This is a genomic window from Agrobacterium rosae (assembly GCF_002915175.1).
In the GTDB taxonomy this organism is placed as follows: Bacteria; Pseudomonadota; Alphaproteobacteria; order Rhizobiales; family Rhizobiaceae; genus Agrobacterium; species Agrobacterium rosae.
This window is the reverse complement of sequence record NZ_NXEJ01000009.1, coordinates 37,005-49,034: the sequence shown is the minus strand read 5'-3', so window position 1 is coordinate 49,034 and position 12,030 is coordinate 37,005. Positions and strand designations below refer to the sequence as shown.

At 56.1% G+C, this 12,030-nt stretch carries 11 protein-coding genes; 9 read left to right on the top strand and 2 right to left on the bottom strand.

What is annotated here, in order from left to right:
- Positions 1 to 25: 25 nt before the first annotated feature.
- The gene (gyrB, locus tag CPJ18_RS20025) at positions 26 to 2,464 is read left to right on the top strand and encodes a DNA topoisomerase (ATP-hydrolyzing) subunit B (protein ID WP_103659933.1); all 2,439 of its coding nucleotides are present in this window, start codon (positions 26 to 28) and stop codon (positions 2,462 to 2,464) included.
- A 117-nt stretch (positions 2,465 to 2,581) separates the two neighbouring features.
- Here the strand turns inward: gyrB and CPJ18_RS20020 are convergent, their stop codons facing one another.
- Positions 2,582 to 3,184, bottom strand: a complete 603-nt coding sequence (locus CPJ18_RS20020; protein WP_103659757.1) for a nitroreductase family protein — start codon at positions 3,182 to 3,184, stop codon at positions 2,582 to 2,584.
- A 191-nt stretch (positions 3,185 to 3,375) separates the two neighbouring features.
- Here CPJ18_RS20020 and CPJ18_RS20015 point away from each other — a divergent pair, with 191 nt between their 5' ends.
- The 8 genes from CPJ18_RS20015 (at position 3,376) to CPJ18_RS19980 (ending at position 11,550) form a co-directional block, all read left to right on the top strand.
- Positions 3,376 to 4,218, top strand: coding sequence for a fumarylacetoacetate hydrolase family protein (locus tag CPJ18_RS20015; RefSeq protein WP_103659756.1), 843 nt, complete (start codon positions 3,376 to 3,378; stop codon positions 4,216 to 4,218).
- 144 nt (positions 4,219 to 4,362) lie between these two features.
- On the top strand, positions 4,363 to 5,598 hold the full coding sequence (locus CPJ18_RS20010; protein WP_103659755.1) for a polyhydroxyalkanoate depolymerase: 1,236 nt from the start codon (positions 4,363 to 4,365) through the stop codon (positions 5,596 to 5,598).
- A 45-nt stretch (positions 5,599 to 5,643) separates the two neighbouring features.
- Positions 5,644 to 6,411, top strand: coding sequence for a M48 family metallopeptidase (locus CPJ18_RS20005; RefSeq protein ID WP_103659754.1), 768 nt, complete (start codon positions 5,644 to 5,646; stop codon positions 6,409 to 6,411).
- A 102-nt stretch (positions 6,412 to 6,513) separates the two neighbouring features.
- On the top strand, positions 6,514 to 7,170 hold the full coding sequence (locus CPJ18_RS20000; RefSeq protein ID WP_103659753.1) for a phosphoribosylanthranilate isomerase: 657 nt from the start codon (positions 6,514 to 6,516) through the stop codon (positions 7,168 to 7,170).
- Positions 7,171 to 7,172: 2 nt separating this feature from the next.
- A complete protein-coding gene (gene trpB / locus CPJ18_RS19995) occupies positions 7,173 to 8,393 on the top strand; it encodes a tryptophan synthase subunit beta (RefSeq protein WP_103659752.1) in 1,221 nt (406 codons plus the stop codon).
- A gap of 2 nt (positions 8,394 to 8,395) precedes the next feature.
- Entirely contained in the window at positions 8,396 to 9,235 is an 840-nt protein-coding gene (gene trpA / locus CPJ18_RS19990) for a tryptophan synthase subunit alpha (protein WP_103659751.1), read from the top strand.
- A gap of 37 nt (positions 9,236 to 9,272) precedes the next feature.
- Positions 9,273 to 10,166, top strand: a complete 894-nt coding sequence (accD, locus tag CPJ18_RS19985; RefSeq protein ID WP_103659750.1) for an acetyl-CoA carboxylase, carboxyltransferase subunit beta — start codon at positions 9,273 to 9,275, stop codon at positions 10,164 to 10,166.
- Positions 10,167 to 10,206: 40 nt separating this feature from the next.
- Positions 10,207 to 11,550, top strand: a complete 1,344-nt coding sequence (locus CPJ18_RS19980; RefSeq protein ID WP_103659932.1) for a bifunctional folylpolyglutamate synthase/dihydrofolate synthase — start codon at positions 10,207 to 10,209, stop codon at positions 11,548 to 11,550.
- 117 nt (positions 11,551 to 11,667) lie between these two features.
- Here the strand turns inward: CPJ18_RS19980 and trxA are convergent, their stop codons facing one another.
- Positions 11,668 to 11,988 carry a thioredoxin gene (gene trxA, locus CPJ18_RS19975; RefSeq protein WP_067646133.1) on the bottom strand — a complete coding sequence of 107 codons (321 nt, stop codon included), beginning with the start codon at positions 11,986 to 11,988 and terminating at the stop codon, positions 11,668 to 11,670.
- Between the last annotated feature and the right edge of the window lie 42 nt (positions 11,989 to 12,030).

Genomic DNA, 12,030 nt, shown 5'->3' with positions numbered 1-12,030 from the left:
ACAGATACATTTGGAAAGAGTGCTTATGACTGAAACGACGTCGAGCGAAAAAAACGCCGCTAGTGCAGCCTATGGAGCCGATTCGATCAAAGTGCTCAAGGGCCTTGACGCGGTTCGCAAACGTCCCGGCATGTATATCGGTGATACCGACGATGGTTCTGGTCTGCACCACATGGTCTACGAGGTGGTGGATAACGCCATCGACGAAGCGTTGGCTGGTCACGCTGATCTGGTAACTGTGACGCTGAACGCCGATGGTTCGGTCTCGGTCACCGATAACGGTCGCGGCATTCCAACAGATATTCACACTGGCGAAGGTGTTTCAGCTGCCGAAGTTATCATGACGCAGCTGCATGCGGGCGGTAAGTTCGACCAGAACTCCTACAAGGTGTCTGGCGGTCTGCACGGTGTGGGTGTTTCCGTTGTGAACGCGCTGTCGGTCTGGCTGAAGCTTCGCATTCGCCGCAATGGAAAAACCCACGAAATTTCCTTTACGCACGGTGTGGCCGACGGCCCGCTGAAGGTTGTTGGTGAATATGAAGGTCGTTCCGGCACGGAAGTTACCTTCCTCGCCAGCACCGAAACCTTCACGATGACAGAATATACCTATGCAACGCTGGAGCACCGACTTCGCGAGCTGGCGTTCCTGAATTCGGGCGTGCGCATTCTGTTGACCGACAAGCGTCACTCCGACATCAAGCAGGAAGAAATGCTTTATGATGGCGGTCTTGAGGCCTTCGTGCGATATCTGGATCGCTCCAAGAAGCCGCTGGTGGACAAGCCCGTTTACATCATTGGCGAAAAAGACGGTATTACCGTCGAAGTCGCGATGTGGTGGAACGACAGCTATCATGAAAACATGCTGTGCTTCACCAACAACATCCCGCAGCGCGATGGCGGCACGCACATGGCCGGTTTCCGCGGCGCGTTGACGCGTCAGGTTACGTCCTATGCAGATAGCTCGGGCATCACCAAGCGCGAGAAGGTCTCCCTTCAGGGCGAAGATTGCCGTGAAGGTCTGACGGCCGTTCTTTCGGTCAAGGTTCCAGATCCGAAGTTCTCATCGCAGACCAAGGACAAGCTGGTTTCCTCGGAAGTCCGTCCCGTCGTTGAAAACCTCGTCAATGAAGCGCTCAGCACTTGGTTCGAAGAGCATCCGACAGAAGCTAAGATTCTCGTCGGCAAGGTGGTGGAAGCTGCCATCGCCCGTGAAGCTGCCCGCAAGGCGCGCGAACTGACCCGCCGTAAGGGCGCTCTCGATATCGCATCCTTGCCGGGTAAACTGGCGGACTGCTCTGAACGCGATCCGGCTAAATCCGAAGTCTTCCTCGTCGAGGGCGACTCCGCTGGCGGTTCCGCCAAGCAAGGCCGTTCCCGTGAAACGCAGGCCATTCTGCCTTTGCGTGGTAAGATTCTGAACGTGGAACGCGCCCGTTTCGACAAGATGCTGTCCAGCCAGGAAATCGGTACGCTGATTACTGCGCTCGGCACATCCATCGGCAAGGACGAATTCAACGCTGACAAGCTGCGTTACCACAAGATCATCATCATGACCGATGCTGATGTGGACGGCGCGCATATTCGCACACTTTTGCTGACGTTCTTCTTCCGCCAGATGCCAGAACTGATCGAGCGCGGTCATCTTTATATCGCACAGCCACCGCTTTATAAGGTCACACGTGGCAAGTCTGTGCAATATCTGAAGGACGAAAAGGCGCTGGAAGAATACCTGATTTCCATGGGTATCGAAGAAGCGTCTCTCACCGTCGGTTCGGGTGAAGTCCGGGTTGGCCAGGATTTGCGCGAGGTTATTCTCGATGCGGTGCGGATGCGCACACTGATCGACAGCCTGCACTCGCGCTACAGCCGCTCCATCGTGGAACAGGCAGCCATCGCCGGTGCGCTCAACCCCGAACTGTCAGCAGACGCCAGCAAGGCCGAAGCGACCGTTGCTGAAGTCTCACGCCGTCTGGACATGATTGCCGAAGAGACGGAGTGCGGCTGGACCGGCGAAGTGATGAACGATGGCGGCTTGCGTTTCTGGCGCATGGTGCGTGGCGTAAAGGAAGTCTCCACGCTGGATATGGGCCTGATGGGTTCGGCAGATGCCCGACATATCGACCAGCTGGCTACGCGCATGGGTGACATTTACAAGACGCCGCCCGTGCTACAACGCAAGGATGGCACGCTGACAATTTCCGGCCCGCGCTCGCTTCTCGACGCGATCTTTGCGGCAGGCCGCAAGGGCCTCTCCATGCAGCGTTATAAGGGGCTTGGTGAAATGAATGCCGAGCAGCTGTGGGAAACCACGCTCGACGCCAATGTCCGCTCGTTGTTGCAGGTCAAAATTCCAGACGCCACCGATGCTGACAGCCTGTTTGCCCGGCTGATGGGCGATGAAGTGGAGCCGCGCCGCGACTTCATTCAGGAAAACGCGCTCAACGTCGCCAATCTTGATATCTGATTTTAACCGGTGGATTGTCGGATGCGACGATTCACGTGAAACGCAATGTTAACAAAAGGCCCGGTGGATATGCTTCCACCGGGCCTTTTGTTGTTCTGACGGTTGGTAGCAACCAGCTCAATCCGCCTTGCCAGTGAAACTGCCTTCAAACGCGACGTCGGCAAGCGGCAATCTCTCGCTTGGAACTTCGCGTGCGGCCAGTTCGTCGGGTAGGGTGCTTTTGTCGGCAATCGTACCGATGGCGACGGCTGCTTCCACGACATAACCTTGCGGCAGATTGAGCGCTTCTGCGATTTTGTCTTTAAATATGCCCGCCATGCCATGGGCGTGATAGCCGAGATAATGCGCCTGCATCGCGAGCGAGAACCACGCGGCTCCGGCGTCGAATGAATGGGTCGTCGCAGGCTTCTTCTCGCCATCGCGCGAAATATTGTAATCACGAGAAATGATAAAGAGCAGAACCGCGGCGTTTTTGGCCCAACGCTGGTTTCCCTCCATCAGCAGGCCCACGAATTTATCCCAATCCGGGCTGCCTCTATGGGTATAAACAAAGCGCCAAGGCTGGAGATTGGACGCCGATGGAGCCCAATGCGCCGCATCGAGGATCGTCAGCAAATGTTCTTTGGGCATTGCTGCGTCCGTAAATGCTCGCGGTGACCATCGGTCCAGAAAAATGGGATCGACCGGGTATTCGGATTGGCGTGAATTACTGTAGGTCATATCATCTCCTCGACAATTTTCTGCGTCACATGGATGCAGCGTAAAGCCATGATGTGGCTTAGCCTTCATTCAATGCCATGGATAGGGGAATGCGCAAGGCCTATGTTGGTTCGCGTTTTTGACCATGAAATGGTGACAAGGATAAATAGTTCGTTCATATATGCATAATCAAATGCAAGTGGGAGAGACCTATGAAACTGATGCGCGTCGGCCAACCCGGCCAGGAAAAGCCAGCAATCCTCGATACGGATGGAAAGGTCCGTGATCTTTCTTCACACGTGAAAGATATCGGCGGAGAGGCAATCTCGCCGGAGGGTCTCAAAAAAATTGCTGCCATCGATCTCTCTTCGCTTCCCGTTCTGTCCGGCGAGCGCATCGGAGCCTGCGTTTCCGGCACGGGCAAGTTCATTTGCATCGGGCTCAACTTCTCCGACCACGCTGCCGAAACCGGTGCGAAGGTGCCGTCCGAACCGGTTATCTTCATGAAGGCCACCTCCGCCATCGTCGGCCCCGACGACAATGTCGTTATCCCGCGCGGTTCGGAGAAGACGGACTGGGAAGTCGAACTCGGTGTCGTCATCGGCAAGACAGCGAAATATGTCTCTGAAGCCGATGCGCTGGATTACGTCGCCGGCTATTGTGTTTCACATGATGTCTCGGAGCGCGCGTTTCAGTCAGAGCGCCAGGGCCAGTGGACCAAGGGAAAATCCTGCGACACCTTCGGCCCAATCGGTCCATGGCTCGTGACCAAGGATGAAGTTGCCGATCCACAAAACCTTGGTATGTGGCTGAAGGTCAATGGTGAGACGATGCAGAACGGTTCCAGCAAAACCATGGTCTATGGTGTCGCTCACGTCGTTTCCTATCTCAGCCAGTTCATGTCCCTGCATCCCGGAGATGTTATCTCCACCGGCACGCCTCCCGGCGTCGGCCTTGGCATGAAGCCACAGCGCTTCCTGAAAGCTGGCGATGTTGTCGAACTCGGCATCGAAGGTCTGGGAACTCAGAAGCAGACTTTCGTCGCCGACGTTTAAGCGTCAGCTTCGGTTAGAGCCATTATCTCTGGAAGCAATTTAAGCGCTGGTGCAACTCACCAGCGCTTAGCGCATTTTGTGCATGTGCGAAAAGATGCTACTATCCTGCAAAAGACCAAGATAAACGACGGGAGGCGTTCATCCATGTTCTATCATCTCTATGAAATGAACCATGCGGCCATGGCCCCGCTGAGGGCAGGTGCAGATATGATGCGCCAGGCCTATAGCAATCCACTCAGCCCTTTATCCAATACCGCCTTCGGGCGCAGCATGGATGCAGGTTTCGAGGTTTTCGAGCGATTGACCCGGCGTTATGGAAAACCTGAATTCGGTCTGTCCTCTACCGTGGTTGACGGCAAGCCCGTGAGCGTTATCGAGGAAACCGTTTGGTCGAGACCATTCTGTAATCTGGTGCGATTCAATCGTGATCTCGGCGCAAATCGCAAGGCTGACCCAAAAATATTGATCGTTTCGCCCATGTCAGGCCATTACTCCACTTTGCTGCGTGGCACCGTTGAAGCTTTGCTCCCTTACGGCGAGATTTACATTACCGACTGGATAGATGCGCGAACGGTGCCGGTAACGGACGGCGGGTTCGACCTAGACGACTATATCTCCCACGTCATCGATATGCTGCATCACATCGGCGAAGGCGTGCATGTCGTGGCCGTTTGTCAGCCATCCGTGCCGGTTCTCGCCGCCGTGTCCCTGATGGAAGCGGATGATGACACATGCGCTCCTGCCTCGATGACGCTGATGGGTGGGCCAATCGATACGCGTATCAATCCCACTGCCGTCAATGAGATGGCTAAAGGCAAGCCAATCGAATGGTTTCGCGACAATGTGGTAATGCAGGTGCCATGGCCGCAGCCGGGTTTCGGCCGTCCCGTCTATCCAGGCTTTCTACAGCTCTCCGGCTTCATGTCGATGAACCTCGACCGGCACATGACGGCGCATAAGGATTTCTACCTCAATCTCGTCAAGAATGACGGGGATTCGGCGGAGAAACATCGCGAGTTCTATGATGAATATCTGGCCGTGATGGATCTGACAGCGGAGTTCTATCTCCAGACGGTCGAAACGGTCTTCATCGAACATGCTCTGCCCAAAGGCATGATGTTACACAAGGGCAGGGCGGTCGATCCGTCGGCCATTCGACATACGGCACTTTTCACAGTGGAGGGTGAGAACGACGATATCTCCGGCGTCGGCCAGACCAAGGCGGCGCATGACATCTGTCTCAATCTTCCAGACAGCAAGCGTGAGCATTACATGCAGCCGGATGTCGGCCATTACGGCGTTTTCAACGGTTCGCGCTTCCGCAGCGATATCGTGCCGCGCATGGTGGATTTTATGCGCAAACATGAGAAGGCTGCTTAAGGACAGGCGGATAGCTTTTTGTGGTGCGAATCGCTATGAAAGGACATGTTTTCGCTTCTCCGAAAGTCTCCGAAACAACCTGCCTCCGCGAAAGCCGCGCCCTCTCAGCGTTTGGTGGAGGTTGGCGGTCGTAGCTTGCCTATCACCATCAAGGAAAACCAACGCGCAACCCGCATCACACTTCGCATCGAACCAGGTGGCAAAGCGCTGAAGATGACCATTCCCTATGGTCTACATCACCGTGAGGTCGATGACTTTCTGGACCGTTATAATGGCTGGCTGAAAAACAGACTGGCAAAGTTTTCGGACGATGCAGGTATCGTGGATGGCGGCAAGATCGATATCCGCGGCGTTGCACACCGCATCGAGCACACCGGCACATTGCGCGGCGTGACACATGTGGTGACAAACGCGGACGGCGAGGCCGTGCTGCGAGTGAGCGGCTTACCGGAAAGCTTGGGCAAGCGCATTGCGACGTTCTTGAAAAAAGAAGCGCGCGCCGATCTGGAACGGCTGGTCGCTGTTCACGCAAAAACAGTCGGCAAATCCGTTCGCTCCATTTCCATGAAAGACACCCGCAGCCGGTGGGGCTCCTGCTCGCACGAAGGCAATCTCAGTTTTTCCTGGCGCATCGTCATGGCACCGGAAAGCGTCATTGATTACCTCGCCGCCCATGAGGTCGCACATCTGCGCGAGATGAATCACGGCCCAAAATTCTGGGCCTTATGTGAACGGCTCTGCCCGCATACTGAAACCTCAAAGGCTTGGTTGAAGCGCAATGGATCACAACTCCATGCCATCGACTTCGACTGAAGCGTTCCAAACGGTTTTGGATTCACGTGAAACACTCGTTCTCTGTCCGCGGAAAATGGATTTGGCTCGACTTTGGACGCATTTCGTGGCACCTCCCACCCTATGAAACCGGACATAAAGATTTGCGGACTGAAGTCGGCGGACGCCATTGAGCGGTCCGTTAGACGCGGTGCGACCCATATCGGCTTTATCTTCTTTGAAAAGAGCCCACGCAATATCGAGCCTGACATCGCAGGCAAGCTGGCCGATGCCGTGCGCGGCAGCGTCAAGATCGTGGCCGTTACCGTCAATGCCGACAATGACGAGCTGGACGAGATCATCGATTTGCTGAAGCCGGACATGCTGCAACTGCATGGCAGCGAAACTCCGGAGAGAGTACTGAACATCAAAGCTGTCTACGGATTGCCCGTCATAAAAGCGTTTTCCATTCGTGATGGCGATGATCTTGCCAAAATTCATCCCTATATAGGGATTGCCGACAAGTTCCTGTTCGATGCCAAACCGCCAGCGGGTTCCGATCTTCCAGGCGGGAATGGCGTGTCCTTCGATTGGACCTTGCTGCGCACTCTTGACGAAGGCGTAGATTACATGCTTTCCGGGGGATTGAACAAAGACAATATCGCTGAAGCCTTGGAAGAAACCGGGGCGAGGGGAATAGATGCATCGTCTGGTGTCGAAAGCGCGCCGGGTGTGAAGGATTTGGCCATGATCGACGCATTTTTCGATGCGGTCCGATCGGCAAGGCCGCAGGGAGTTTAAGAGTGAACGAAACGGTGAAACCCAACTCTTTCCGCGCTGGTCCCGATGAGGACGGGCGCTTCGGTATCTACGGAGGCCGCTTCGTGGCCGAAACGTTGATGCCGCTGATCCTTGATCTCCAAGCCGAATGGAACAAGGCCAAGACCGATCCCGAGTTCCAGGCAGAGCTGACCCACCTCAACACCCATTATACCGGCCGCCCGAGCCCGCTCTATTTTGCCGAGCGACTGACGCATGAGCTGGGCGGCGCAAAGATTTACTTCAAGCGTGACGAACTGAACCACACCGGTTCGCACAAGATCAACAATTGCCTCGGACAAATCCTGCTCGCCAAGCGCATGGGCAAGACCCGTATCATCGCGGAAACCGGTGCCGGTCAGCATGGCGTTGCCTCGGCAACCGTCGCTGCCCGTTTCGGTATTCCATGCGTGGTCTACATGGGTGCAACAGATGTCGAGCGTCAGGCACCCAATGTCTTTCGCATGAAGCTTCTGGGTGCAGAAGTCATTCCGGTGACAGCAGGTCATGGCACGCTGAAAGATGCCATGAACGAGGCCTTGCGTGATTGGGTCACCAATGTCGATGACACCTATTACATGATCGGCACCGCAGCTGGTCCGCATCCATACCCGGAAATGGTTCGAGACTTCCAATCCGTCATCGGCCACGAAGTGCGTGAGCAGATGATGGCAGCTGAAGGGCGTCTTCCCGACATGCTCGTGGCTGCGGTTGGTGGTGGCTCTAACGCCATCGGCCTGTTCCACCCCTTCCTCGACGACGCCAGCGTCAAGATCGTCGGCGTTGAAGCAGGCGGTAAGGGTCTTGAAGGTGAGGAGCATTGCGCGTCTCTCACAGCCGGTTCACCCGGCGTGCTGCACGGCAATCGCACCTATCTGTTGCAAGACAGCGATGGCCAGATCAAGGAAGGTCACTCGATTTCCGCAGGTCTCGATTATCCCGGCATCGGCCCAGAACATTCGTGGCTGAAAGATGCAGGCCGCGTCGAATATGTGCCCATCAAGGACAATGAGGCGCTGGATGCCTTCCAGTTGCTGACACGCACAGAGGGCATCATTCCCGCCCTTGAGCCTGCGCATGCGCTGGCGGAAGTCGTCAAGCGTGCTCCAAAGATGGATAAGGATCAGATCATCGTCATGAACCTGTGCGGCCGTGGCGACAAGGACATCTTCACCGTGGCGAAACTTCTGGAAATGGGTGCGTAATCATGACTGCACGTATGGACAAGCGCTTTGCTGATTTGCGCGCTGAAAATCGCCCCGCACTGATCACCTATTTCATGGGTGGCGATCCGGATTTTGAGACGTCGCTCGGCATTATGAAATCGTTGCCGGACGCTGGTGCCGATGTGATCGAACTCGGTATGCCCTTTTCCGACCCCATGGCAGATGGCCCAGCCATTCAGCTTGCCGCACAGCGTGCGCTGAAGGGCGGACAGACGTTAAAAACCACGCTCGATCTGGCACGGGAATTTCGCAAGCAGGATAGTGCGACACCGATCGTTTTGATGGGCTATTACAATCCCATCTACATCTATGGCGTTGAAAAGTTTTTGGATGACGCGTTGGCGGCTGGCATAGATGGCCTCATCGTCGTTGATCTGCCGCCGGAAATGGACGATGAGCTTTGCGTTCCGGCCTTGAGTCGCGACATCAATTTCATTCGTCTTGCGACGCCAACGACCGATGAGAAGCGACTGCCCACTGTTCTCAAAAACACCTCGGGCTTCGTTTATTATGTTTCGACCAACGGGATCACCGGTTCGGCATTGCCGGAACCGGCGCTGATTTCCGGTGCCGTCGGTCGGATCAAATCCCATACCGGCCTTCCGGTCTGCGTCGGATTTGGCGTCAAGACCGCAGATCATGCCCGTGCCATCGGCGCTGTTGCCGATGGCGTCGTTGTCGGATCTGTCATCGTCAACCAGATTGCCGCCAGCCTGACCAAGGATGGCAAAGCCACGAATGACACTGTTCCCTTCGTCACAACGCTGGTAAAGGGACTTTCAACAGGTGTGCGCGCATCGCGCCTTGCCGCTGCCGAATAAGTCTTCGGTTCAGCGCAGATAGTCAGGAGTATTAGACGTGAACTGGATCACCAATTACGTACGGCCTCGGATCAACTCCATGCTTGGCCGCCGCGAGACACCGGAAAATCTCTGGATCAAATGCCCCGAGACGGGCGAGATGGTTTTTCATAAGGATCTCGAAGAAAACAAGTGGGTCATCCCGGCCTCCGGTTTTCATATGAAGATGCCGGCCAAGGCACGTCTTGAAGACCTGTTCGACGGTGGCACTTACGAAGCGCTGCCGCAGCCCAAGGTCGCCCAGGACCCGTTGAAGTTTCGCGATTCCAAGAAATATTCGGATCGTCTGCGCGACAGCCGCGTGAAGACCGAACAGGAAGATACGATCCTGGCGGGCGTCGGCAAGCTCCAGGGTTTGAAGATCGTCGCCATCGTGCACGAATTCCAATTCATGGGTGGCTCACTCGGAATTGCTGCCGGTGAAGCCATCGTAAAGGCCTTCGAGCGCGCCATTTCCGAGCGTTGCCCTGTAGTGATGTTCCCGGCCTCCGGTGGTGCACGCATGCAGGAAGGCATCCTGTCTTTGATGCAGCTGCCGCGCACCACGGTTGCGGTCAACATGCTCAAGGAAGCGGGCATGCCTTACATCGTCGTGCTGACCAACCCGACAACGGGTGGCGTGACGGCATCCTACGCCATGCTGGGCGACGTGCACATTGCCGAACCGGGTGCTGAAATCTGCTTCGCAGGCAAGCGGGTGATCGAACAGACGATCCGCGAAAAGCTGCCAGAGGGCTTCCAGACATCGGAATATCTGCTGGATCACGGCATGGTCGACATGGTCGTGGATCGGCGTGAAATTCCCGATACGCTGGCCAGCTTGTTCAAGATCATGACCAAGGCACCAGCCGATACGTCTACGGAAATCCTGCCACTGGCCGCTTCCGCCTGACGTCATTCGCGACTGGGCTCCGGAGGGGCCAATGACGGATATGACGACGCCCGCGCAAAGCGAGGCAGAACGGATCATCGAAAAGCTTTTGGGGCTGCACCCCAAAGGCTTCGATCTGTCGCTCGGCAGGATCACCATCCTCCTCGAAAAGCTCGGCAATCCGCACGAACGATTGCCGCCCATTATCCATGTTGCCGGTACCAACGGCAAAGGCTCGTTCACAGCCTTCAGCCGCGCGCTTCTGGAAGCCGCGGGCCTTGGCGTTCACGTCCACACCTCTCCGCATCTCGTCAATTGGTACGAACGCTACCGCCTCGGCATTCGTGGTGAAAAGGGCCGCTACGTTGAAGATGCGGTTCTGGCCGATGCCCTGGAACGCGTGGCCGCCGCCAATGGCGGGCAGATGATCACTGTCTTTGAAATCCTGACCGCCGTCACCTTCGTTTTGTTCGCGGAGCATCCAGCCGATGCTGCTATCATCGAGGTTGGCCTCGGCGGCCGTTTCGACGCGACCAATGTGATCACGAACCCTGCGGTTTCGATTATCATGCCGATTTCGCTCGACCACCAGGCCTATCTTGGAGACAGCGTCGAATTGATCGCAGCTGAAAAAGCCGGGATCATGAAATCAGGCTCGCCTGTCGTCATCGGCCATCAGGAATATGATGCCGCGCTTGATGTGCTCGTGCAAACCGCGGAGCGCCTGAAATGCCCGACAGCCGTTTACGGGCAGGATTACTCCGCCCACGAAGAATTCGGGCGCATGGTCTATCAGGATGAATTCAGCCTGGTGGACGCCCCATTGCCACGCCTTCCCGGCCGCCACCAACTCGCCAACGCCGCCGCCGCCATCCGTGCCGTCAAGGCCGCTGGCTTCGAAGTGACGGACAAGATGATCGAAACGGCGATGGCATCGGTCGAGTGGCCGGGCCGCCTGCAACGCATCAAGACCGGCCGCATCGTCGATTTTGCACCCGCGGGCTCGGAAATCTGGATCGATGGCGGACATAATCCCGGTGCTGGCGAAGTCATTTCCGAGGCCATGGCGGGCTTTGAAGAAAAGCAGGCTCGTCCGCTGTTTCTCATTGCCGGTATGATCAACACCAAGGATCAGGTCGGATATTTCAAGGCGTTTGCCGATATTGCGCAATACGTTTTCACGGTGCCGATCCATGGCACGGATGCCGCGATTGACCCGGTGGTGCTGGCGCATGCGGTATTTGATGCCGGGCTGGTTGCGGCACCGACATCCTCCATCGAGGAGGCCTTGGAAGAACTCACAAGACGTCTTGTGCCTGGCAAACCGGCACCGCGCATTTTGATCGGTGGATCACTCTATCTGGCGGGCAATGCGCTGGCGTTGAACGGCACGGTTCCGAAGTAAAGCCTGCGAACATCGACTTTGAGAATTGAGCCGCTCCATCCGGTGGGAATGGGGATTATTTCAAAAGAAAAAGCCCGGCAATGACCGGGCTTTTCTCACTTTATCTTTTGCACTCAATCAAGCGGCGCTGGAAATCCAGGCCGAAAGCGCAGTCTTGGGCGCTGCGCCGACCTTGATGTCCGCCACTTCGCCGCCCTTGAACATCGCAAGAGTCGGGATCGAGCGAACGCCGAACTGTGCTGCCAGTTCAGGGTTCTCGTCGATGTTGAGCTTGACGACCTTCACCTTACCAGCAAGTTCGGTTGCGATTTCTTCGAGGCTCGGCGCAATCATCTTGCACGGGCCGCACCATTCAGCCCAGAAATCAACGACGACGGGCTCGACGGAATCAAGAACTTCGGCCTGGAAGTTGGACGTATCGACTTTCACGGTAGCCATGGATGGCTCTCCTTTCGGTGTCTCTTTTGGTTGATTAGAATG

What these genes read in the sequence shown, in the direction of transcription:
- gyrB (WP_103659933.1), top strand. Translation starts at nt 26, where the DNA reads ATGACTGAAACGACGTCGAGCGAAAAAAACGCCGCTAGTGCAGCCTAT.
- CPJ18_RS20020 (WP_103659757.1), bottom strand. Translation starts at nt 3,184, where the DNA reads ATGACCTACAGTAATTCACGCCAATCCGAATACCCGGTCGATCCCATT.
- CPJ18_RS20015 (WP_103659756.1), top strand. Translation starts at nt 3,376, where the DNA reads ATGAAACTGATGCGCGTCGGCCAACCCGGCCAGGAAAAGCCAGCAATC.
- CPJ18_RS20010 (WP_103659755.1), top strand. Translation starts at nt 4,363, where the DNA reads ATGTTCTATCATCTCTATGAAATGAACCATGCGGCCATGGCCCCGCTG.
- CPJ18_RS20005 (WP_103659754.1), top strand. Translation starts at nt 5,644, where the DNA reads ATGTTTTCGCTTCTCCGAAAGTCTCCGAAACAACCTGCCTCCGCGAAA.
- CPJ18_RS20000 (WP_103659753.1), top strand. Translation starts at nt 6,514, where the DNA reads ATGAAACCGGACATAAAGATTTGCGGACTGAAGTCGGCGGACGCCATT.
- trpA (WP_103659751.1), top strand. Translation starts at nt 8,396, where the DNA reads ATGACTGCACGTATGGACAAGCGCTTTGCTGATTTGCGCGCTGAAAAT.
- CPJ18_RS19980 (WP_103659932.1), top strand. Translation starts at nt 10,207, where the DNA reads ATGACGACGCCCGCGCAAAGCGAGGCAGAACGGATCATCGAAAAGCTT.
- trxA (WP_067646133.1), bottom strand. Translation starts at nt 11,988, where the DNA reads ATGGCTACCGTGAAAGTCGATACGTCCAACTTCCAGGCCGAAGTTCTT.